General features: G+C 64.9%; 20 protein-coding genes. 12 read left to right on the plus strand and 8 right to left on the minus strand.

Annotated elements, in window-relative coordinates; genetic code table 11:
* Positions 1-263 precede the first annotated feature (263 nt).
* Entirely contained in the window at positions 264-818 is a 555-nt protein-coding gene (locus P6U30_RS15045) for a PAS domain-containing protein (RefSeq protein WP_407169748.1), read from the minus strand.
* Positions 819-1,328: 510 nt separating this feature from the next.
* Here P6U30_RS15045 and P6U30_RS15050 point away from each other — a divergent pair.
* Together P6U30_RS15050 and P6U30_RS15055 are read left to right on the plus strand one after the other, a co-directional pair.
* A complete protein-coding gene (locus tag P6U30_RS15050; RefSeq protein WP_407169749.1) occupies positions 1,329-2,132 on the plus strand; it encodes a rhomboid family intramembrane serine protease in 804 nt (267 codons plus the stop codon).
* Positions 2,133-2,319: 187 nt separating this feature from the next.
* Positions 2,320-2,748, plus strand: a complete 429-nt coding sequence (locus P6U30_RS15055; protein ID WP_407169750.1) for a CBS domain-containing protein — start codon at positions 2,320-2,322, stop codon at positions 2,746-2,748.
* A 4-nt stretch (positions 2,749-2,752) separates the two neighbouring features.
* Here the strand turns inward: P6U30_RS15055 and P6U30_RS15060 are convergent, their stop codons facing one another.
* Positions 2,753-3,793 carry a patatin-like phospholipase family protein gene (locus P6U30_RS15060; protein ID WP_407169751.1) on the minus strand — a complete coding sequence of 347 codons (1,041 nt, stop codon included), beginning with the start codon at positions 3,791-3,793 and terminating at the stop codon, positions 2,753-2,755.
* 224 nt (positions 3,794-4,017) lie between these two features.
* Here P6U30_RS15060 and P6U30_RS15065 point away from each other — a divergent pair, with 224 nt between their 5' ends.
* Complete coding sequence (locus P6U30_RS15065; RefSeq protein ID WP_407170459.1) at positions 4,018-5,097, plus strand: hypothetical protein; 1,080 nt, start codon at positions 4,018-4,020, stop codon at positions 5,095-5,097.
* A 173-nt stretch (positions 5,098-5,270) separates the two neighbouring features.
* Positions 5,271-7,754, plus strand: coding sequence for a putative bifunctional diguanylate cyclase/phosphodiesterase (locus P6U30_RS15070; protein ID WP_407169752.1), 2,484 nt, complete (start codon positions 5,271-5,273; stop codon positions 7,752-7,754).
* Between the two features lie 116 nt (positions 7,755-7,870).
* Here the strand turns inward: P6U30_RS15070 and P6U30_RS15075 are convergent, their stop codons facing one another.
* Together P6U30_RS15075 and thrS are read right to left on the minus strand one after the other, a co-directional pair.
* On the minus strand, positions 7,871-8,434 hold the full coding sequence (locus tag P6U30_RS15075; RefSeq protein ID WP_407169753.1) for a nitroreductase: 564 nt from the start codon (positions 8,432-8,434) through the stop codon (positions 7,871-7,873).
* A gap of 84 nt (positions 8,435-8,518) precedes the next feature.
* Positions 8,519-10,564, minus strand: a complete 2,046-nt coding sequence (gene thrS, locus P6U30_RS15080; RefSeq protein WP_407151824.1) for a threonine--tRNA ligase — start codon at positions 10,562-10,564, stop codon at positions 8,519-8,521.
* A gap of 257 nt (positions 10,565-10,821) precedes the next feature.
* On the opposite strand from thrS, the gene P6U30_RS15085 reads away from it, so the two are divergent.
* Both P6U30_RS15085 and P6U30_RS15090 read left to right on the plus strand, forming a co-directional pair.
* Positions 10,822-12,081, plus strand: coding sequence for a hypothetical protein (locus P6U30_RS15085; protein WP_407169754.1), 1,260 nt, complete (start codon positions 10,822-10,824; stop codon positions 12,079-12,081).
* Positions 12,082-12,186: 105 nt separating this feature from the next.
* Positions 12,187-13,323 carry an MFS transporter gene (locus tag P6U30_RS15090; RefSeq protein WP_407170460.1) on the plus strand — a complete coding sequence of 379 codons (1,137 nt, stop codon included), beginning with the start codon at positions 12,187-12,189 and terminating at the stop codon, positions 13,321-13,323.
* Positions 13,324-13,682: 359 nt separating this feature from the next.
* Here P6U30_RS15090 and P6U30_RS15095 read toward each other — a convergent pair whose 3' ends face one another.
* Positions 13,683-14,975 carry an alpha/beta hydrolase gene (locus P6U30_RS15095; RefSeq protein WP_407169755.1) on the minus strand — a complete coding sequence of 431 codons (1,293 nt, stop codon included), beginning with the start codon at positions 14,973-14,975 and terminating at the stop codon, positions 13,683-13,685.
* Between the two features lie 314 nt (positions 14,976-15,289).
* On the opposite strand from P6U30_RS15095, the gene P6U30_RS15100 reads away from it, so the two are divergent.
* Positions 15,290-16,660: an APC family permease gene (locus tag P6U30_RS15100; protein ID WP_407169756.1), complete on the plus strand. Its 1,371-nt coding sequence runs from the start codon at positions 15,290-15,292 to the stop codon at positions 16,658-16,660.
* Positions 16,661-16,662: 2 nt separating this feature from the next.
* Entirely contained in the window at positions 16,663-17,871 is a 1,209-nt protein-coding gene (locus P6U30_RS15105) for a hypothetical protein (RefSeq protein WP_407170461.1), read from the plus strand.
* A gap of 88 nt (positions 17,872-17,959) precedes the next feature.
* On the opposite strand, the gene P6U30_RS15110 is transcribed toward P6U30_RS15105, so the two are convergent.
* On the minus strand, positions 17,960-18,127 hold the full coding sequence (locus tag P6U30_RS15110) for a hypothetical protein (protein ID WP_407169757.1): 168 nt from the start codon (positions 18,125-18,127) through the stop codon (positions 17,960-17,962).
* 103 nt (positions 18,128-18,230) lie between these two features.
* Positions 18,231-18,524 (minus strand): membrane protein insertion efficiency factor YidD, encoded by a 294-nt coding sequence (gene yidD / locus P6U30_RS15115; protein WP_407169758.1) that lies wholly within the window; start codon positions 18,522-18,524, stop codon positions 18,231-18,233.
* A gap of 298 nt (positions 18,525-18,822) precedes the next feature.
* Here yidD and P6U30_RS15120 point away from each other — a divergent pair, with 298 nt between their 5' ends.
* Positions 18,823-19,725, plus strand: a complete 903-nt coding sequence (locus tag P6U30_RS15120) for a hypothetical protein (protein ID WP_407169759.1) — start codon at positions 18,823-18,825, stop codon at positions 19,723-19,725.
* Positions 19,726-19,727: 2 nt separating this feature from the next.
* Here the strand turns inward: P6U30_RS15120 and P6U30_RS15125 are convergent, their stop codons facing one another.
* Positions 19,728-20,174 (minus strand): iron-sulfur cluster assembly scaffold protein, encoded by a 447-nt coding sequence (locus P6U30_RS15125; RefSeq protein WP_407169760.1) that lies wholly within the window; start codon positions 20,172-20,174, stop codon positions 19,728-19,730.
* Positions 20,175-20,414: 240 nt separating this feature from the next.
* On the opposite strand from P6U30_RS15125, the gene folE reads away from it, so the two are divergent.
* The 3 genes from folE (at position 20,415) to P6U30_RS15140 (ending at position 22,675) form a co-directional block, all read left to right on the plus strand.
* Positions 20,415-21,095, plus strand: coding sequence for a GTP cyclohydrolase I FolE (gene folE, locus P6U30_RS15130; RefSeq protein WP_407151832.1), 681 nt, complete (start codon positions 20,415-20,417; stop codon positions 21,093-21,095).
* A 27-nt stretch (positions 21,096-21,122) separates the two neighbouring features.
* Positions 21,123-21,551 (plus strand): phosphoribosyl-AMP cyclohydrolase, encoded by a 429-nt coding sequence (gene hisI, locus P6U30_RS15135; protein WP_407169761.1) that lies wholly within the window; start codon positions 21,123-21,125, stop codon positions 21,549-21,551.
* A 116-nt stretch (positions 21,552-21,667) separates the two neighbouring features.
* On the plus strand, positions 21,668-22,675 hold the full coding sequence (locus P6U30_RS15140; RefSeq protein WP_407169762.1) for a transglycosylase SLT domain-containing protein: 1,008 nt from the start codon (positions 21,668-21,670) through the stop codon (positions 22,673-22,675).
* The last annotated feature ends 10 nt before the right edge of the window (positions 22,676-22,685 follow it).

Genomic DNA, 22,685 nt, shown 5'->3' on the forward strand with positions numbered 1-22,685 from the left:
GAGCAAAGCTCGGACAGATCATGTCGCGAGACGCGAACGTATGACTCACAAATCGTGTCACACACTCACGGTCGTCCTGGCGAAAGCCAGGACCCGTTACCCCAAATGCTCGTGGTTGCGCGACGCTGGGATCACGATCCCGTTCAAAGCCACTGTGGTGGTTATGGGGCCTGGCTTTCGCCGGGACGACGAAGGGGGAGTCTCGTTCACCGCAAGGGCCGCGGACCATGGGACGAGGGCGACCGGTGGCGAAACCGATGCAACTATCGCAGGCCCTCATAGACCATCATGCCACGGGCGATCGCGAGCTTTCGCAGCGCGCGCGGCACCAGGCGTTCCGGAGGATGCAGATAGCGCCAGGAGGTCAGCACCAGATCGTGCAGCGTGGTGGTGTTGTCCTCGAACGGTGCGAGCAGGCCGGTGAGGCTCGCCGGCACATGCACGCGGGCGGAGAAGGGGAGCAGCAGCAATTCGAGATGCGCTCGCCCACCGGTTTCGGTAGTTGCGGTCACGCCGGCGATGGCCGGCAGCGTCTCCTCGGCAACGCAGGTGATGATGTCTTCGATCTCGCCGCGGCTTTCGCTCGCGAACAGGGCGGCAAAGCTCCGGTCCTTGAGGTCGCATCCGAGCAGGGCCGAGATCCGGGTGCCCGCGACGCGGAAGGGATAGCCGGCCCCGCTGTCGTAGGACAGCACGAAGATGTCGGATAGCAGCTCGCGCACCGCGGACGGCTCGAACTCGCTCCGGTCGGGTGCGCGTGCATCTCCGCGTTTCGCATTCCAGTAAGCGAAGAATTCGCGGCTGGAGCTGTGCTTCATCTCAAGAACCTTGCCCGGCGCCTGCCTCGGCGGGACACATCTGTCCCGGTTTCGTGCAGGTGCGTTCCCTTCTCTGTTGTGCAGGGAAGGCTGTGCAGCGTCCATGCCGCGGCCGCGTTTTTGGCGGCTTATCGGCAGCTTTGCGTCGTTAACGTAAATTTAACTATAGGCTTGGCGATGGCCGGAACCCGGCATAGGGTTTCCGCATTCCCGTTCGCGCCGGTTCGCTCCAAGGGCCGCCGGCGTTACGCATACAGGTGGCGTCAAACAGTTTGGTCGTCGTGCGGGGAGGGTCGGGACGTATTCTCGATCCCTTTCGGTCGCGATAAGATCAGCGGAAGCAAGGGAGGGTGTTCTCAGCGCCCTCCCTTTTGCGTTTGGCGCGGCCTTGCATCGGCGCCGCGTCGCATCCGGGGACCGCAGGTTGACCGATTTCGGGATTGTGCACTTGCACAGCGGTCCGAAAGCCGCCTATCTGGGATTCAACGCGCATTCGAGGTCGTCGATCCCTTGGACTCCCATCCCGAAGCTCCGCTCGAGCAACCGCCGCCACCGGAGGCGCCGCGCGAGCCGATCCTGACGTTGCCGCCGGCGCTCACCGCCTACATCCTGCTGCTCGCGGTGATCCATTTGCGGGTATTGCTGCCGCCGGAGATGGAGAACTGGACGATCGACGTCTTCGGCTTTATCCCCAAGCGCTACGATTCGACGCTGCTGGACATCACCTTTCCGGGCGGCGCGGGCGCCAAGGTCTGGACCTTCGTCACCTATTCGCTGCTGCACGCCAATCTGACCCATATCGGCTTCAACGTGCTGTGGCTGCTGCCGTTCGGCAGCGCGCTGGCGCGGCGTTTCGGCGCGCTAAGATTCTTCGTGTTCATGGCGGTGACGGCGGCCGCCGGCGCGCTGGCACATCTTTTGACCCACGAACATGCGATCGCGCCGATGATCGGTGCGTCGGCGTCGGTGTCGGGGACGATGGCGGCGGCGATCCGCTTTGCCTTCGTGAAGGGAAGCTTCCTCTCGTTCAGCCGGGGCGATGCCGAGGCGGCCGCCAAGGTGCCGGCGCTGTCGCTGTCGCGGGCGCTGCGCGATGGCCGCGTGCTGGGCTTCCTGGCGGTCTGGTTCGGCGTCAACATCGTGTTCGGGGTCGGCTCGATCGCGGTCGGGGGCGACGACGTCAGCGTCGCCTGGCAGGCCCATATCGGCGGCTTCCTGGCCGGGCTGGTGCTGTTCGCGCTGTTCGATCCGATCCCGCGCGCCAAAGACGGTCCTGCCGATGCGTCATCGGTGGACCAGTCCGGCCGCGTCTGATTGCCGCTTGTGGCTCGGGTCGAATTCATCCATCATCTTCGCGATGCAAGATAAGGTAGGCTGACAAATTTGCAGCGCTGCCGTTGACGCGCCCCGGAACCGAAATCGGCGCGGAACTGTTGATTGAAGGCTCTGGCGAACAGGCTCGATCCCCGAAGGGGAGACGAACGGATTCAGGGAGGCGACAATGACGGTACGTTCCATTCTTGATGCGAAGGGCCATCAGATCGTCAGCGTGGAGCCGGGCGCGAAGCTCGCGGCTGCGATCAAGCTGCTCGGTGAGCGCAAGATCGGCGCGGTGCTGGTGATGGATCAGGACCGGGTGGAGGGCATTCTGTCGGAGCGCGACATCGTGCGCGTGCTCGGCCAGCGCGGCGCCGCCGTGCTGGATGAGCCGGTGAGCGCGGTGATGACGAAGAAGGTCGTCAGTTGCCGGGAGACCGACACCGTCAGCGGGATCATGGAGATGATGACGACGGGCAAGTTTCGCCATCTGCCCGTGCTCGAGGGAGGCAAGGTGGTCGGGCTGATCTCGATCGGCGACATCGTCAAGCGGCGCGTGCAGGAATACGAGCACGAGCAGGAGGCGTTGCGCGACTACATCAAGACGGCTTGAGGCGCTATTTGCCCACGGCGCCGGTCGACGGCGGCGCCAGGATGTCGATCGCTTCCTCGATCGCTCCGATGGCGCGCTCGGCGGCACGGATGCCGTGTGCGATCAGATCATCGGCGCGGTGGAAGTCGAACCAGCCGATCTGGCCGACCCGGGGCGAGATCAGCATATCGGGCGGATCGCCGGCGAGGCGCGCCCGGGTGATGCGGTCCTGCATGATGTTGAAAGCGTCCACCATGACGCTCGAAATGCCCGGCCGGCTCGCGCTGCCGAAGAATTCGCGCTTGACGGTGCGCTCGGCCGAAAAGAAGCGTCCGAAGCGGCGCTTCGGCGGCTCCGGCTCGAGCACCGTCTCGGCGGTCACCGCGACCGTTACCGCCGGTGCGGCGGACTGGCCGTGGTTGTAGATCGTGGTCGAGTGCGCGAACACGTCGCTGGAAAGATTGGCCGCGATCACGACCTCGGCGCCGAGTGCGCGCGCGGCCGACACCGGCACCGGGTTGACCAGCGCGCCGTCGACCAGCCAGCGATCGCCGATCAGCACGGGAGCGAAGATACCGGGCAGGGCGTAGGAAGCGCGCATGGCGTCAACCACCCGGCCGTGGGTCAGCCAGATCTCGTGGCCGGTGCGCACCTCGGTCGCGACGCTGGCGAATTTCACCGAGAGGTCCTCGATCATCGACTGACCCAGCGCCGCCTCGAGCTCGGCGGCGAGCTTGGTGCCGCCGATCAGGCCGGAGCCGTTGAGGCGGATGTCGAGGTAGCCGAGCACACTGCGCGGCTGCAGCCCGCGGGCCCATTGCTCCAGCGTCTCGATGTGACCCGCGGCATAGGCGCCGCCGACCACGGCACCGATCGAGGTGCCGACCACGACGTTGGGGACAATGCCGTGGGCGAGCAACGTCTTGATGATACCAATATGGGCAAAGCCGCGGGCGGCGCCGCCGCCGAGGGCAAGCCCGATCACGGGACGGCGAACCGTTCCCAGTCCGACCTTGTCGGGGCCGTCGGAGCTCTTGTGGCCACGGCCCATCCAGCTATCCAACACGACACATCTCCTGCCGGCACGAGCTTAGTCCTCGCGGCGTTGCTGCGCCAGAATCGTCCATGTGCATGGTTTATGCCCGGCTGGCTCGGCCTAGGCAGGGATTGTGACTGGACCGCGACGCTAGAGCTAACATCGGCTTGATCGAACTGTTCCAAATGGGGATCAAGGCGCCCGGGCCGCCACGAAGGCTTGAATTTGCCGCGTTTTCGTTGAAAAGCATGGCGATGACTTCGTGGGGCAATGGCATCGGCGGACGCGGACGGGGAAGGTGGCGGCTCCTTCCGTTGGTTGTGCTCGCGCTTGCGGCCATCGTGATTGCCCTGTTGCCCGGTTCAGCGTCGGCTCAATTGTTCAGCGATCGGCCGCCACCGATCCCGCCGGCCCCGGTCCCGGAGGGACCCTCCGGCCCGGCGTTCAATCTGGCACCACCCTCCGGAGCGGGCTCCGGCCCCACGTTGCCGTCGCCGCTCACCCAGCCCACCATCGTCCAGCCGTCGATTGCGACCATGCCGCCCGTGGCGCCGCCGCCGGGTGCCTCGACGGTGGGCCAGGCAGTGCTTGCGCTGACGGCGCGGTACGGCAAGGACATGCCCGTCATCAACGGCGGGCTGGTGTGGCGGGTGTTCGCCGACAAGCCGGACGAGAACGGCACCTTCAAGCTGGTCCGCGAGGAGCGCGGAGCGACGCCCAATATCGTGCTGCCGCCCGGCAATTATGTGGTGCATGTCGCGCTCGGTTTGGTCAGCGCGGTCCGTGCCGTCAGCCTCAAGTCGGAGACCGACCGCGAGTCCTTCGTGCTGCCGGCCGGGGGCCTGCGGATCGAAGGCCGCGTCGGCACCAGCAAGATCCCCGCCAACCAGATTTCGTTCGCGATCTACAAGGGCAGCCAGTTCGACGGTTCGGATCGCAATCCGCTGATCCCCAACGTCACCGCCGGCGACGTCGCGCTGTTGCCGGAGGGGACCTACTACATTGTCTCCAACTACGGTGACGCCAACTCCGTGGTGCGCTCCGATATCCGCGTCCAGGCCGGCAAGCTGACCGACGTGACCGTCACCCATCGCGCCGCCGTTATCACCCTCAAGCTGGTGAGCGAGAAGGGCGGTGAGGCGCTTGCCAATACCGCCTGGTCGGTGATCACGCCGGGCGGTGACGTGATCAAGGAATCGATCGGCGCGTTCCCGCGTGTGGTGCTCTCCGAGGGCGAGTATCGCGCGATTGCCAAGAACGAAGGCAAGGTGTTCGAGCGTCCCTTCAACGTCGTCAACGGCGTCGATGGCGAGGTCGAGGTCGTCGCGCGCTAGGGACAGTGGCATGTCATGCGACTGTCATAATCTCTAAAGCGAACTAACCATCGCGCGACTTTAAACTGTCATAATCGACCGGGCGGCACGCCGCGTTCCCGTTCTTTACATGGCATTAAGTGCGGATCACTTGGATGCCGCGGGGACAAGCGTTTGCGTGAGCGGGGCGTGCCATGGTCGTGGCCAACAAGAAATCAGCAAAGACATCGGCCAAATTCAACACCGAGATGTTCGCCGACGTCCCGGTTCTGCAGCGCAAGTGGCAAGCGGCGGTCCGTCCGGGCGAGAAGCTGCCGCATTATGAAGACGTGATGCTCGGCAGTCTCGGCCGGCTCGCCGATCACATCGTGCTGCTGCGGAGCGACGATGGCGTGCTGCGTGTCTCTCACCCCGGCCGTTATATCCAGGCGTGGTTGAACGACGACCGCTGGGACGTCCCGTTGAGTGCGCTGCCACCGGACTGCGCGACGGCGTTGGCCGAAGCCGCGGCCAACGCGCGCCAGAACAACCGTCCCTATCTGGCATCGGCGCATTGTGTGCGCGACGGCCTGGTGCGGACCTACGACGTGCTGGCGCTGCCGACGCGGTCACGCTGGGGCGGCATGCTGGTCGGCGTCTACGTCAATGAGCGCAGCGCTCAGTACAATCTGCTGGACACGATCTTCTCGGCCACCGACGAGGGCGTGCTGTCGCTCGCCGCGATCCGCAATGCCGCCGGCGAACCAGCCGACTTCCAGGTCGTGCATCTCAACCAGGGCGCCGCAAGGCTCTTGATGCAGCCGGCGACCGATCTGCTGTGGCGCCGGCTGTCCGCCGGCGGCAATCCGCTTGCCGCGCCTGAGGTGATCGACCGGCTCCGCGCGTTGGTCGCAAGCGGCCGCGGCGGGCAGTTCGAGATCGACAGCGGCGACCGCTGTGTTCGGCTCGGTGTCACGGCGTTCGGCGACATGCTGTCGCTGACGGTCTCCGACGTCACCCCGCTGAAGCAGCGCGAGGTTTCGTTCCGCCTGTTGTTCGAGAACAACCCGATGCCGATGTGGGTGTTCGACGCTGACACGATGCAGTTCCTGAGCGTCAACGACGCGGCCGTTCAGCATTATGGATATAGCCGCGAGACATTCCTCCGCATGACGCTGCGCGAGATCTGGCCGGAAGACGAGTGGGCCGTCCATAGCGAAGCGCTGCGCGAGATCGGCGACATCTATCAATCCAGCCGCGACTGGCGGCACATCAAGGCCGATGGGCGCGAGATCCATGTGCTGACCTTCGGGCGCAAGGTGACGTTCGATGGCCGCGATGGCTATTTGGTCGCGATCGTCGACATCACGGAACGCCGCGCCGCCGAGGCGCGGATCGCTCACATGGCACACCATGACGGGCTTACCAACCTGCCGAACCGCGACTTCTACCAGGAGCGCCTGCGCGTTGCGCTGGAGCGCGGCCCCTCCGGCAACAAGCGCGTCGCGGTGATGTGCGTCGACCTCGACCTGTTCAAGAACGTCAACGACTCCTTCGGCCATCCGATGGGCGATCGGCTGCTCAGGCTGGTGGCGGAGCGGCTGAGATCGGAGGTTCACGGCGACAACATGGCTGCGCGCCTCGGCGGCGACGAGTTCGCGATCGTGCTCGCGGCCGACGTTTCGCCGAACGATGCGAGCGCCTTTGCCGAAGGGTTGATCGAGATCCTCAGTGCGCCCTACGACATCGACGGGCTCGAAGTCGTGGTCGGCGCCAGCATCGGCATCGCGCTGTCGCCGGGCGACGGCACGACGTCGGAAGAATTGATGCGCAACGCCGACATGGCGCTGTACCGCGCCAAGTCCGAGGGCGGCGGCGTGCACCACTTCTTCGAACCCGAGATGGACCGGCAGGCACAGAAGCGCCGCGACATGGAGCGCGATTTGCGCGCTGCCTTCACCAATGGCGAGTTCGAGCTGCACTACCAGCCGCTGGTCGACATCGCGGCCGATCGGATCAGCGGATTCGAGTCTCTGCTGCGGTGGCGGCACCCGCAAAAGGGGATGGTCTCGCCTGCGGAATTCATTCCAGTCGCGGAAGATATCGGCCTGATCGTCGCGCTTGGCGAGTGGGTGTTGCGCGAGGCCTGCTCGGAAGCGACGAAGTGGCCGGCCGACGTCAAGGTTGCCGTCAACCTGTCGCCGGTGCAGTTCCGCAGCCGCAATCTGGTCCAGGCGGTGATCTCGGCGCTGGCGCATTCCGGCCTGTCGGCGCGGCGGCTCGAACTCGAGATCACCGAGTCGGTGTTCCTGGCGGAAACCGAAGCCAACCTCGCGATCCTCCACCAGTTGCGCGAGCTCGGCGTCAGCATCTCGATGGACGATTTCGGGACCGGCTATTCCAGCCTGAGCTATCTGCGCAGCTTCCCGTTCGACAAGATCAAGATCGACCGCTCGTTCGTGAAGGATCTGGCGCGGCGCTCCGATTGCCTCGCGATCGTGCGAGCGATCTCGGGGCTCGGCCGCAGCCTCAAGATCACGACGACGGCGGAGGGTGTCGAGACCATCGATCAGCTCGACTGGCTGCGGGCGGAAGGCTGCAACGAGGTGCAGGGCTTCCTGTTCAGCGCCGCGAAGCCGGCGAGCGAGATCGCGGCGTTGCTGACCGGCTTTGCCGAGCGCGCGTCGAAGGCGGCGTAGCGGCTTTTCGGTCGTCATGCCCGGGCTTGACCCGGGCATCTATCTTCCCCTGGAAAGAATCCACTGTCCCGATGGATTGCCGGGTCGAGCCCGGCAATCACGGAGGTGGACGCATCTCAGAACCGCGTGACGATGTCCGACAGCGCGGGGCGCGGGCGGTCCTCGCTCGGCTTGGTCGGCTTGCCGATATGGATCAGGCCGGCGAGCTTTTCGTCGGGTTTCAGGCCAAGACCATCGAGCACATCGCGGTCGAAGACGAACCAACCGGTCAGCCAGCAGGCGCCGTAGCCAAGCGCGGTTGCCGCGGTGACGATGTTCATCGCGCTTGCGCCGGCCGACAGCTCCTGCTCCCACGGCGGCACCTTCGGGTGCGGCTTAGTGAAGCTGACGATCCCGATCACCAGCGGGGCATCGGTCAGGCGCTTCTTCTCGATCTCGATATCGGAAGCCGCCGCGCCCGGATTCTTCTTGGCAAACACCTTGGCGATCACGTCGCCGGCGCGTGACCGGGCATCGCCCTCGAATACGATGAAGCGCCAGGGCGCGAGCTTGCCATGGTCGGGAACGCGCGCGCCGATCGTCAGGATGGTCTCGAGCTCGGCCGGCGAAGGGCCGGGCCCGGTCATCTCGCGAGGCTTGATCGAGCGGCGGGTCTTCAAAAGTTCAATGGCATCGGGCACGGACATGTCCTTCAGGTTAAGTCGTGCCCCCGAGATGGGGGCACGACCAGGCCGATGAAAGTCAATTTAGACCGATTGTGAGGATCAGGCCGCCGATTGCGCCCGCCTGACGTCCGGCGGGGTCGCTTCGTCCACCAGGGCGGCGATCGCCTCGCTGGTCGGCATCACGGTCTGCCGCTCGCTGCCGAGGCGGCGGATCGAGACCGAATGCGTCTCGGCCTCCTTCTTGCCGACGACGAGCAGCGCCGGGATCTTGGCCAGCGAATGCTCGCGGACCTTGTAGTTGATCTTCTCGTTGCGCAGATCGATCTCGACGCGCAGGCCGGCGCGGCGCGCCGCAGCCGCCACCACCTTGGCGTATTCGTCGCCCTCGGAGGTGATGGTCGTGACCACGACTTGCGTCGGCGCGAGCCAGAGCGGGAAATGGCCGGCGTAGTGCTCGATCAGGATGCCGATGAAGCGCTCCATCGAGCCGCAGATCGCGCGGTGCACCATGACCGGCACCTTCTTCGATCCGTCGTGATCGATGTAGAACGCGCCGAACCGCTCCGGCAGGTTGAAGTCGACCTGGGTCGTGCCGCACTGCCAGTCGCGGCCGATCGCGTCGCGCAGCACGTATTCGAACTTCGGCCCGTAGAACGCGCCTTCGCCCGGATTGATCTCGGTCCTGATGCGGTTGCTGCCCTTGGCCTTGATCTCCGACAGCACGGTCGCCATCACGCGCTCGGCATGATCCCACATCTCGTCGGTGCCGACCCGCTTCTCGGGCCGCGTCGAGAGCTTGACCGTGAGCTCGCCGTCGAAGCCGAAGTCGCCATAGGTCGACAGGATCAGGTCGTTGATCTTCAGGCATTCGTCAGCGAGCTGCTGTTCGGTGCAGAACACGTGGGCGTCGTCCTGGGTGAAGCCGCGCACGCGCATCAGGCCATGCATGGCGCCCGACGGCTCGTAGCGATGCACGACGCCGAACTCGGCCAGCCGCAACGGCAGGTCGCGGTAGCTCTTCAGGCCGTGCTTGAAGATCTGCACGTGCCCGGGGCAGTTCATCGGCTTCAGTGCGAACCAGCGCTTGTCCTCGGCCTCGTCGCCGGCCGACTGCGCCGCGAACATGTTCTCGCGATACCAGTCCCAGTGGCCGGAGGTCTCCCACAGCACCTTGTCGAGGATCTGCGGCGCATTGACCTCGTTGTAGTCGCCGGTCAGCCGGCGCCGCATATACGCGATGAGCTGCTGGAAGATGGTCCAGCCCTTGGGGTGCCAGAACACGACGCCCGGGCCTTCCTCCTGGAAGTGGAACAGGTCGAGCTCGCGGCCGAGCTTGCGATGATCGCGCTTCTCGGCTTCCTCGATCTGCTTGAGATAGGCGTCGAGATCCTCCTGCTTGGCGAACGCGGTGCCGTAGATCCGCGTCAGCATCGGATTGTTGGAATCGCCGCGCCAGTAGGCGCCCGCGACCTTCATCAGCTTGAAGGCGTTGCCGACCTTGCCGGTCGAGGTCATGTGCGGGCCGCGGCAGAGATCGAACCAGTCGCCCTGGAAATAGATCTTGATCGGCTCGTCGCCCGGAATGGCGTCGACCAGCTCGACCTTGAAAGCCTCGCCCTTGTCGCGGAAGACCTGCTTGGTCTTCTCGCGATCCCAGACTTCCTTGGTGAAGGGCTGGTCGCGCGCGATGATCTCGCGCATCCGCTTCTCGATCGCGGCAAAATCCTCCGGCGTGAACGGCTCGTTGCGGAAGAAGTCGTAGTAGAAGCCGTTCTCGATCACCGGGCCGATCGTGACCTGGGTGCCCGGCCACAGCGACTGCACGGCTTCGGCCAGCACATGCGCGGCATCGTGCCGGATCAGCTCCAGCGCGCGCGGATCGTCGCGGCTGATCAGCTCGATCTTCGCATCCGCTTCGATCGGATCGTTGAGGTCGGCAAGGGTGCCGTCGAGCGCCATCGCGACGGTGCGCTTGGCGAGCGAGGGCGAGATGCCCTTGGCGATATCGAGGCCGGTGGTGCCTTTGGCGAATTCGCGCCTCGCTCCATCGGGGAAGGTGAGGGCGATCTTGTGCACGGGCTCTGCTGGCTTGAGATTGGAAAGGCTGTACTGGAATCCGGATTCGGATTTGGGCGTGTCGGCCATTGAAGTCTCCTGTGGCTCACTCCTGCGAACGAGCGCAGGTAAGCGGAAAGCAGCGGTATAGCAGGGGATTTGGCGTCTGCAATCGGGCAATATCAAGAAAATCCGCATCTTGGCACTGTCGCAAGGACGAAGTCGGGCCGCTGTACCTGACGCAGGCAAGATCTTCCCAGTGGCGCATGCGGGGCCGCACGTTGCGACGGCGCCGCTCCTCGTTTAACGTCGAGCGTCAATTCTCGGCCGGGATCCGGCACGTTTTCATGCTCATCCGAATTCTGTTCCTGTTGGCCTCGCTGTCGATTGCCGGTGCATTGCGGGCGCAAGACGCGCCGGCTCAGAAGGCCGGCTATCCGCCGAAGCTCACGATCTACCTGGCCAAAGGGCCGGCGAACGCATGCGGCGCCGGCTGCGACCGCTGGATTGCCATCGAGGGCGAGATCGATCGAGATGCGGCTGCGCGCGTGCGCCGCTTCCTCGCCGGCGTCAAGGACATGCAACGCCCGATCTACCTGCATTCGCCAGGGGGGAACGTGGAACAATCCTACGCCATCGCGCGGTTGTTGCGTGCCCGCAAGGCGACCGCCCGGATCGGCCGGGCGATCGTGCCGGCGTGCGCCGGCACGCAGGTCGATGCCGGATGCCTGAAGGTCAAGGCCGCGCGCGGTGAGGTCGAAGCTGAACTCTCCACGCACAATGCGATGTGCAATTCGGCCTGCGCTTACGTGTTCCTGGGTGCGACGACCCGCGAGGTCGCGCCCGACGCGGCGATCGCGGTGCATAATTCGCGGCTCACCTTCGTGATCCACGGACATCCGTCTCCGCAGGCGGTCGCGGAGTACAGGCAGCGGCAGATGGTCACCGCCGATCGGGATCGCGCAGCGTTCGTCGCGGCGATGGGGATCAGGCGTGAGCTCAACGATCTGATCAGGACGGTGAAGTTCGAGAACGTGCACGTGCTGACCCGCCTCGAGCTCTATCGCTTCGGGATCGACACGCGGCCGCTGACCGAAACACTCTGGACGGTGGAGAAGGACGTGCGGCCCTATGTCCGCAAGCTCGCGCTGGAGAAGAAAGGCGACGGCGCCGCGTTCCGCCTGATGGAGTGGCGGCTGTTTTGCGAGAACAAGGATCGCGCGCGGCTGATGTTCGTGCGGGAGATCGACGAGACAACCACCGGCAAGAGGACCGTCGTCATCACGGCGGGCACCGACACGTCCGTGACGTTCGGACGATCTCCGGCGCGGATCGGGAAATTCGAGGTCTGGAGCGATGCAATCGCGCCCGACGCGCTGAAGGCCATGCTCGCGGCGGCGCATCTGCAAGTCGGCGAGGTGTCGGCTCCCGATGGCAAGGCGGATCTCACGACGTTCGATATCGACACCACCGGTCTGGAGCCTGCGTGGGCGCAGCTTCTGACGTCCTGTCCGGCGGTGACGACCAGCTCAAAGCCGGCGAGCCCGCTGCCGTCGGCGGCGTCGCCGAGCGTCAACGCAGCGCCTCCAGCGTCGCCGTCGCCATGAGCGCAACAGCTCCAATCGATGACGGGCCATGCGTTTAGATGCAGTTGCATTGAAATCGAGTTCTGCTAATAACGCGGCGTGAAACGCTTCGCCCCCACCGCATTGATGCTCGGAAACCTCGTCACCGGCTGTTCGGTGCTGGCGCCGGCGGGCATGCTCACAGAATTGTCCACCGGCCTCGGCGTCACGATCCGCACCGCGGGCTTGCTGATCACGTTCGGCGCGATCGTGCTGTGTGTGGGCTCGCCGGTCACCGCGTGGCTGACCAGCCGGATCGAACGGCGCGTGCTGCTGACGATGACGCTGCTGGTCCTCGCGCTGACCAACGCGGCCTCCGCGATTGCGCCGGATTACGAAAGTCTGTTGATCACCCGTCTCGTGATGCTGGCGGTCGGCGTGCTATATACACCGCAGGCGGCTGGCACCGCGGCCCTGATTGTGCCGGCGCAGAAGCGCGGCAGCACGATCGCCTATGTTTTCCTCGGCTGGTCGCTCGCGGCCGCGATCGGTCTCCCGCTGATCACCTTCATCGCAAGCCGCTACGGTTTCCGCGCCACCTATGCTGCGATCGCGCTGACGGGATTCGCCAGTTTCGTGTTCCTGTGGTGGCGCATGCCGGGCGGATTGCGCGGCGCGCCGGTCGACTTGAGGACGTGGGTGGATCTCGGCCGCAACCCGATGATCATCCTGCTGCTGTCGATCACGACGTTGCAGATGTCCGGACAGTTCGTGGTCTTCACCTTCATGGGGCCGTTGCTCGCCAAGCTCACCGGCGCGAGCCCCGATGCGATCGGGATCGTGTTCGCGCTCTACGGCATCTTCGGGTTCGTCGGCATTGTGATCGCAACGCGCATCGTGGATTCCTGGGGTGCCTGGAAGACCTCGCTGCTGTTTACCGGGCTGCTGCTCGCCGGCGTCGCCGGCTGGGCGGTGAGCGCGGGCGCTTATGTGCTGATGGCGGGCTCGGTCGCGCTATGGGGGCTCGGCTTTGCGTCGACCAACTCGATGCAGCAGGTGCGCCTGGTCGGTGCCGCGCCGGCGTTCGCATCGGCGTCCGTCTCGCTCAACACCTCTGTGCTCTATATCGGCCAGGCGATCGGCTCGGCGGTCGGCGGGCTGCTGTTCGCGCGCGAGTGGCTCTATAGCGCCGGCTATGTCGCGACCGTTTTCGTGGCGCTGGCGCTTGCTGTGGTGATCGCCACGCGGCCGCGCCGGGTCACTCGTGCTGCCGCGGCCGAGTGAGCCAGGCACTGGCGCTGGTTCGATCAGAGCTAAAGCGTGATGAGATTGGGTTGAGCTGGAGCGGCGGCGGTGCTTCACCTCTCCCTTGGGAGAGGCATAGGCCGCCTTCGGCGGCCGTCCTTAGGAGAACGCCGAAGCGCTGCTTCGGCTACGGCGCAGCGCCGGGCGAGGGATTACGGTCTCTCATTAGCGCCGCGGCCCCTCACCCGATTTGCTTCCGCAAATCGACCTCTCCCCGTTGGGGAGAGGTGAACCGAACGTGTAGCTAAAGCTGATCCGATCTAAACTCATCGCGCTTTAGCGCCGCGCATGTCTTGGCGCGGTCTGTTTACCCGACCACGGTGCATGTGACGCAGATGTCAACGGCTCGCTGATGCCGGAGCACTCGCCATACGCGTGAACGCTGATGCTGCGGCCATCTTGGACAGCACTTGCTTGATCGGGAATTCGGTCCAGGCCTGGGTCACATAGCTTCGGTGGGTGATGCCATCGCGGGTCTGCACGAACACCACGCTCCCAGGACGCAGCGGCCCTTCCATGCTCTCGCTGACCGCAATGCCCTTGTTGCGCAGCATCGACATCAGCTCGCGGTCATGCGGCTTGGTGTAGTGGGTGTAAGAGGAGATGAAGAAGCCGGTGCGATTTTTCTCGATCCAGGAGGCAAACTTGTCGAGCTCGCCGTAGACGGCATCGAGCAGCAGCACGCCGCGGACACGACTGGTCGCGCCGCCGACCTCGAGGCTCCAGGCGGTCGGCAGGAAGCCGCCGCTGTAGCCAATGATCACGACCGGCATGTTGGCAAATACCGGCTCGGATTTGGGGGCGCCATAGAGGCGGGCGAGGTGATGCGCGGACTCGTCGAGGAATCGCTTGAAGCCGCCCGGTTGCCAGAACTTGCCGGCGCTGGAGTCGGCGGCGTCCACGGCCATTTGGGGCGCAAGCAGCACCGCGTTGGCCCCGGAGTCGGTGATCTGCTGCGGCACGAGCTGGCGGTCGCGCACGTCGCGTTCCAGCGTCGCGCCGTTGCCGTGGAAGAACACCACAATCACGCCGGGCTTGTTGACGTCGAAGGTCTCCGGCACGTGCACCAGCACGCGGTTGTCGTTGTAGGTCTCGTTCTGCCAGTAGACGCGGCCGCTGAGGCTGCGGTGGCCGCGGCGGTCGCCACCGCCGACATTGAGGAAGGGCGCGTCGGTGCGCGGGTTGTTGCCGAAATAGGGGAAGGCCGAGGACTTCATGCTGACTAGCGTGGTCAGCTCCTCGCGCTCGGCCGGGCGCGGCAGCGTCAAGGTCGGCGAGATCGAGGCGACCCGCACGGGCGGCGCGACCTGCTTCTGAGCAGGCTGGGCGGGTGCGGCGGCTGCCGTCCGCTGGTAGGGAACAAGGCTTTCCTTCTCGGTCGGGAAGCGATCCTTGAACTGCGGTGCCGGGAAGCGATCCTCGAACGTGTCGCCAGTTGCCTGGGTATTGGCCGCCAGCATGTCGGCGTTCGGCGCCTGGCCGCACTGCGCGAGAGGCAGTGACAGCGGGATGAGAAGCAAGACCGCCGCGATCCGGGCGCCGCGGGGCGATCGCACATGACGCCGCGCGCTGGGTGGCATCACCCAGCACGCACGATCACGTCTGTCGAATTTCGGTTGCGCCCCGACCATCCCACCCGTTGCCCCGAACCCACCGGCAAACGACGTATTTGAGCTTGTCGGCGTTTAGGTCCCGTTAAGCTTCCGGAGCATTTCCCCACATCCGGAAGCCATGATGAGACCATTCAATCGTGTCTTGATTGTGGGAGGGCTTGCTGCATACGGGTTCCGGTGGTTGCCCGGAGGATAGCAAGTTCGGTTTGAGGGTGCTGAAGTACCTTTGCTGTATTTCAGTTTAAGCCCTTGTTAACGCTGCTTGAATTGCAGGGCGCGAACCTGCAGCATGGTGGCGCAGAGGCGTGCGGCGGCTTGAAGGTTAGGTCGAGATGGCGGCATCACCCACGGGAAGCGCGGCACTGCGCGGCCCGCTTCCCGGCACTGGTTCGACTGTTTCGGTCCTGACGGCGACCGCGATCGTGGTGGCTGACATGGTCGGCGTCGGCGTGTTCACCAGCCTCGGCTTTCAGGTCAAGGATATCCCGTCCGGCTTTTCGATCCTGCTGTTATGGACCGTCGGCGGCATCGTCGCGCTTTGCGGCGTGTTCTCCTATGGCGAACTCGGCGCCATGTTCCCGCGCTCGAGCGGCGAGTACAATTTCCTCGGCCGCGCCTATCATCCGGCATTCGGATTTCTCGCCGGCTGGGTGTCGGCGACCGTTGGCTTTGCCGCGCCGGTTGCGCTGGCTGCGATGGCGTTCGGGGAGTATGGCCGCGCGATCCTGCCCGACGCGCCGCCGCTCGCGCTCGCGATCGGCGTGGTATGGCTGGTGTCGATCGTGCAGCTTACCGGGGTGAAGCATTCCTCGACGTTCCAGCTCGTTGCGACCATCCTGAAGGTGGTGCTGATCGTGGCCTTCCTGGTGACCGGCTTCGTGGTCGCAACGCCGCAACCTCTGTCATTTGCGCCGTCCTCGGCTGACCCCGCCTATGTCCTGAGCGCGCCCTTCGCCATCAGCCTGGTGTTCGTGATGTACTCGTTCTCCGGCTGGAACGCCGCGACCTACATCATCGGCGAGATGCGGTTCCCGGAGCGCAATCTGCCGCGCGCGATGTTGTCGGGTACGCTGATCGTGCTGGTGCTTTATGTCGCGCTCAATGCGGTGTTCCTGCACACTGCGCCGATCGACAAGCTGGCCGGCCAGCTCGACGTCGCCCGCATCTCAGGCAACTACATCTTCGGCGAGATCGGTGGCCGCGTTGTCGGCGCGATGATTTGCGTCGGGTTGATCTCGTCAATCAGCGCGATGATGTGGATCGGGCCGCGCGTGATGATGACGATGGGCGAGGACATTCCGGCGCTGCGGATGTTCGCGCATCGCTCGGGCAGGGGAGCGCCGGCCTATGCCATCCTGTTCCAGCTCGCGGTGGCGACCCTGATGCTGCTGACACGCAGCTTCGAGGCGGTGCTCGACTTCATCCAGTTTGCGCTGCTGTTTTGCTCATTCTTCGCGGTTGCCGCCGTGATCAAGCTGCGCATCACGCACCCCGAGCTACCGCGTCCCTATCGGGCCTGGGGATACCCGGTCACGCCGCTGGTTTTCCTGCTCGTGACCGCGTTCATGATGTACTATCTGTTGACACAGCGCCCGCTGCAATCGGCACTGGGCACCTTGATCATGATTTCGGGCCTTGTGATCTACGCAATCTTCCGCAAGCGGGCGGTTCGTCCCGCGACCGAACAGCCAGGCCAACAATGAAAATGCTGCTCCCCGTGAGGCTGTTGACGCTGGCTGCGGCCTTGCTGCTCGTTGCGCCGGCGGTGCGTGCCGCCGAGGTGACGGCGGACGACACCGCGCGTTTCCTCGCCGGCATGCCGCCGTCGGCCGACTCGCCCTTGATGCCGCTGACCAGGGATCCTGCGTGGCGGCGCCACGCCAAGTTCTTTGACGGAGCGTTCGCGCAGCTCGAGCAGCGGCAATTGTCGAAGATCCGCGCCTGGTCGGACGTCAATCTGGCCGCGCCCAAGCCGACCATGTTCTACATGTTCTCGGGTCCGGACTTCCTCTACGCCGACGCGTTCTATTCCAAAGCCACGACCTATGTGCTGAGCGCGCTGGAGCCGCCCGGCGCGGTGCCTGACCTGACCGGGCTGCCGCCGGGCGCTCTCGGTGCGGCGCTCTACAATGTCGAGCGTTCGCTCGGATCGGTCCTGAGCTTCTCCTTCTTCATCACCAAGCAGATGAAGACCGACCTGCGCGCCGGTGAGCTCAGCGGCACCTTGCCGATCCTCTATGTGTTCCTGGCGCGCTCGGGCAAGACGATCCGCGACGTCAAGCCGGTCACCGTCGACGAGAACGGGACGCTGAGCGTCGGTGCCGACGGAGCGGCACGCAACGTCGTGCATGGCGTTCGCATCATGTTTGCGGGCTCGGACGGCATCGAGAAGACGCTGTATTATTTCTCGACCGATCTCTCCAATTCCGGCGTGAAGGCGAGCGGCTTCCTGAAATTCTGCGCGACGTTCGCGCCCGGCAACAGCCTGATCAAGAGCGCATCCTACCTGATGTATGCCGGCAACTTCTCCACGGTGCGCCACTTCATCCTTGCGAACAGCGCGACCATCATCCAGGACGATTCCGGAATTCCGCTCGGCTATTACAATTCGAAGCGGTGGCGCTTCTTTCCGTTTGGCCGTTATCTCGGTCCGATCGAGAAGTTTCCCGGTCGCTTCCAGGAATCCTATGCCGAACTGTTCGCCCGGGCGCAGCCGATCGATTTCGGCATCGGCTATCGCTGGCGTCCGCACGAGTCCAATCTGCTGCTGTCAGTGAAACTGCCTGACGACGGCGTGGGCACTGCGGAGGCGACCCCGCCGGTCGAAGAGCTGCCGCCGCCAAAGCCGCGGCCGCGCCGGCCGCGGCCGGCGCCGCTGCCGCCACCGCAGGACTTCTTCTGGTTTTGGCGCTAAAGTACGATCCGACCAAGATAAATCAGCTTCTCATCATCGCGTCTTAACGCGTTGATGAGGCGTGGTCTTCGTGCAGGCAGTCGGAGCTTCACCACCGCACGCTCTGGCTCGGGACGATGAACGCCGTCGTATTCGGCGTGCTGGACTTGTGGGTAAAGTAGCCGTAGGCGGCGCCGATCAGGACCAGCAAGGCGAGAATGGCCAGCAAATCGACCTGCCGAGGATCGTGACCGTTGTGGCTGATTTTCCAGCGCATTGTTTGTTCCCTCCCAAGAGGGCCAAAGAGACAATGCGGCAACTCCGCCACAGTTCCATTGGGCTCAACGCGCCGCGCAATCGGGCGCGCTGCAACAATTGGGTCAATTGTCGTTGACGCCGCGCCAGCGTCCGTAGCGCCAGGGCAAGTACCAGCGCGCGGCGGGTGGAGCCGCGAGCGGCACGTTGTCGATGCCTGACGTACCCCAGGGATGGCAGCGCAGCAGCCGCGCCAGCGTCATCCAGCCGCCAGCCCAGAGCCCGAAACGCTCAATCGCCTCGTCGCCATAGACCGAGCAGGTCGGCAGATGCCTGCAGTTGTAGCCGACCAGCGGCGACAGCGTGTGCCGGTAGATCCAGATCAGCGCGCGACCGAGGTTGCGCGGCAGGCGGCGCATGTTAGTGGCACACTCTATGCACCGGGCAGAGTGTGACGTTGAATGGTCTGTCGACGGCATCTCTGGACTATGTACGTAGTCTTGCGGGGGTTCCAAGCCAAGGAACTGTGTTGTTGCAGATATTTACGCCACAGTTGGCAATTATTGCCCTGCGCGAATGACGCTAGAGCAGGGGTTCTATGGACGCTCAGGATCAGCAGGGATACCGTTTCGATAACGCTCCAGCGATGGAATCGTGGCGCGTTGACATGGGGCCGTTGCCACCGCTCGCACCGTGGGCACGGGGGAAGGAACCAAATTGAGACTCGTAAAGTCGCTTTCATTGCGCGGCTGGGCGCTTCTCGGCGCTGCCAGTCTTGGCATCGCAGTTTCCGGCATCGCCACCACGCTAGCCCGTCCGGCCCAGGCCGGTCCAACCGTCGAACAGCGCAAGCTGCCGATGAAGTTTAGCTGGGTTGCTTGCCAGCCGAACTGCCGGGGTTGGGTTTCCGCGGTCGGCATCATCACGGCCGACAGCCCGAAGGAATTCGATGAGTTCGCTCGCGGGCGCCAGCTCAATGGCGCCACGATCGTGCTCGACTCCAGCGGTGGTTCGGTCAACGACGCAATCGCGCTTGGCCGCCGTTTCCGCGGCCTGGGTGCGCTGACGACGGTCGGCGCTAGCGTCGCCGGCAAGATGGCGCAGGGCGCCAGTGTGCTGCCAGATGCCTATTGCGAGTCGATGTGCGTGTTCCTGCTGCTGTCCGGCAAGACGCGGTATGTCCCGCCGGCCGCTCACGTTCGCGTTCACCAGATCTGGATGGGTGACCGCGCCGATGATGCCAAGGCCGCAAGCTACACCGCGCAGGACCTGATGATCGTCGAGCGCGATATCGGCCGTCTCGCCAAGTACACGTTCGACATGGGCGGCGGAGGCGAACTGCTGTCGCTGGCGCTCAGTGTGCCGCCATGGGAGGAACTGCACGAATTGTCGCCGGCTGAATTGCGTCTGACCAATCTGGTCACGACCGATGCGGTCGCCGACGTGCTGCCGCGGCACAACGATGCCGTCCCGGTTGCCGAAGCGAAGCCGAAGACCAGTGACCGTTTTGTGAGCAACCTGGTGGAAGATGAGGCAACGCAGGCCGCGACCAGAACCGCCGCGGCGGCGACGCCGACCGGCAGCACGGCGGCTGCCGCGCCGGTGCAGCCCGTGCGGTAAGTCTACGCGGGCTGCTTCGCCTTGGCCTCGATTTGGCCGATTGCATCGACCACGGCATCGAAGGTCAGCATGGTCGAGGCGTGGCGCGCCTTATAGTCGCGCACCGGTTCGAGCAGCGCGATATCGGCCCATTTGCCTTCCCCGGGAGGCTTGCCGTCCTCCTTCAGCATCTTGCGGACGGTCTCGCGCAACTCGCGCAGTTCATCCGCGGTCGAGCCGATGACGTGGCTAGCCATGATCGAGGAGGAGGCTTGGCCGAGCGCGCAGGCCTTCACGTCATGGGCAAAATCCGTCACCACGAGGCCGTCCATCTTGAGGTCGACCTTGACGGTCGAACCGCATAGTTTCGAGTGGGCGGTGGCGCTGGCGTCCGGGTCGGCCAGTCTGCCGAGGCGCGGAATATTGCCGGCCAACTCGATGATCCGCTTATTGTAAATGTCGTTCAGCATGAGGGCAGGTGCCTGGTTCCGGCGTTGCCGGGCGCTCTTGGCGGCTTGGTTTCACCGTCCTATATATGAACGGCATTGGCGGAAATATAGTCAGTCCGGCCATGCGGTCGCTGCGGCCCACCTCCGCCGCCGCGAGAAAAGATGGGACTCAGGCGCCCGGCGGTTCGAATATCCGCCCCGTCTGCCCGGTGACACATCCGGCCTGAAGGTCATTGCCTGGGCTGGTCGAACGGAGAAGACATGGACGCCTTGATCAAATCGATCCGCCCCAACAAGCCGACCGACGCCAAGACCACCGAGCTCGACCCTTCAGAATTCATGGCTGTGGCAGTCCGGGCCGATCAGCCGCGGCCGTCGCGGGCCGAGGCCGAACTCGCCGTGAAGACGCTGCTCAGCTATATCGGCGAGAACCCGGAGCGCGAGGGCCTGCTCGACACGCCGCGGCGCGTGGTCGAAGCCTATGACGAGCTCTATCAGGGCTATCATCAATGCCCGGCCGAAGTGCTGAACCGCACCTTTGGCGAGACCGCCGGCTATGACGATTTCGTCCTGGTCCGCGACATCGAGTTCACCTCGCAGTGCGAGCATCACATGATGCCGTTCTACGGCAGGGCGCATATCGCCTACACGCCGGTTGAGCGGGTCGTGGGCCTGTCCAAGCTGGCGCGGCTGACCGACATCTTCGCCCGCCGCCTGCAGACCCAGGAGCATCTCACCGCGCAGATCGCCGCTGCGATCGACGAGATCCTGAAGCCCCGCGGTGTTGCGGTGCTGATCGAGGCGGAGCATACCTGCATGTCGGTGCGCGGCGTCGCCAAGCATGGTGCATCGACCTTCACCAGCCGCTTCACCGGCATGTTCCGCGACAATCCGGCGGAGCAGCAGCGTTTCCTGTCCCTGGTGCGAGGACCGACCCGGTAACCTCGCATCTGCTGAGCGAGGTTTTCCGTGTCCGCATCGACCCACGATCACGACCGCGAGGAGGGGCTCGGCTTCCAGCCCAAATTTGACGTGGCAGGTCTTGTGACCTGCGTCGCGACCGATGTCGCGACCGGTGACGTGCTGATGGTCGCTCACATGAACGACGAAGCCCTGCGCAAGACCATCGCGACCGGCGAAGCCTGGTACTTCAGTCGCTCGCGCAACGCGCTGTGGCGCAAGGGGGAAAGCTCCGGCCAAACCCAGCGCGTGGTCGAGATGCGGATGGACTGCGACCAGGACGCGGTGTGGATTCGGGTCGAGCAGATCGGCGCTGCCTGCCACACCGGACGGCGTTCTTGCTTCTATCGCAGGGTTGATCGCGCGGGCAGCGATGTCAGTCTGTCATTTGTCGACGCCGAGCGGCTGTTCGATCCGGCACAGGTCTATCGCAAGTAGCGGCATCCGGACCGTTCCCCCCTCGGCCGAGCGGCTTAACCCGCCATTAACCATAATCGCCGCAGTCTGCCTGGACATGGGCGCCGATTGCCGGCGCCCGGCAAGGCATCGGACGGATGGCGGTCGACACATTCATTGCCTCGGCTGCGGCAGGTGTCGATCCATCGCGCCTGCAGATTGCGAGCTCGATCAGGCAAGCGGCCTCGACCACCGGCGTGAGCTTCGAATATCTGCTCACCACCGCCAAGATGGAGTCCAATTTCAATCCGCAGGCCGGCGCCGCGACCTCGTCGGCGCACGGGCTCTATCAATTCATCGACCAGACCTGGCTCGGCACCGTCAAGGAGGCCGGAAGCCAGCTCGGCTACGGCCGTTATGCCGACGCCATCACCAGGAATTCCGACGGCAGCTATTCGGTCAGCGATCCCGCCACGCGCAACGCGATCATGAAGTTGCGAGACAATTCCGATGCGGCCTCGTCGATGGCGGCGGTGCTGACCCAATCCAACAGCTTCAAGCTCACCGGCACGCTCGGACGGCGTCCGACCGACGCCGAGCTTTACATGGCGCACTTCATGGGCGTCGGCGGCGCCGGCAAGCTGATTTCCGCCGCTGAGGACAGCCCGGCGGCCAGCGCCGCAGCGATGTTTCCGAAGGCGGCGGCCGCCAATCAGTCGATCTTCTACGACGGGTCGGGCAACGCGCGCAGTGTGTCGCAGGTCTATTCGGTCCTGACCACGCGCTATGCCGCTGCTGCGAATTCGAAGGATACCCGCACGGCCTTCGCCGCGGCGGGCGGCGGCGCAATGAGTCCCTACGCGGTCGCCAGCGCCGCGCCGACGCCCGCGCTGGCCATGGACACCGCGGCCTATCTGTCGACTTTCCCGGACGCCCGCGCAGGTGCAGCGGTCGGGGCGACGTCGCAGGCCACGGCATCCGCGCAGCAGGCGCCGATATTCCGCTCGCTGTATCAGGGTGGCGACCGCACGCAGCCGATCTCACCGGCGGTGCAGGAATTGTGGGGCAGTTCGCCGTCGTCGACCGCGGCGGCGACGCCGGCGGTTCGCGCGCCCGGCCGGCTCGATCTGTTCAGCGATCCCAACGGCACCTACAGCAACGGCTAGCCGGCTGCCT

The sequence above is a fragment of the Bradyrhizobium sp. ORS 111 genome (genome assembly GCF_045571485.1).
Lineage (GTDB): Bacteria > Pseudomonadota > Alphaproteobacteria > Rhizobiales > Xanthobacteraceae > Bradyrhizobium.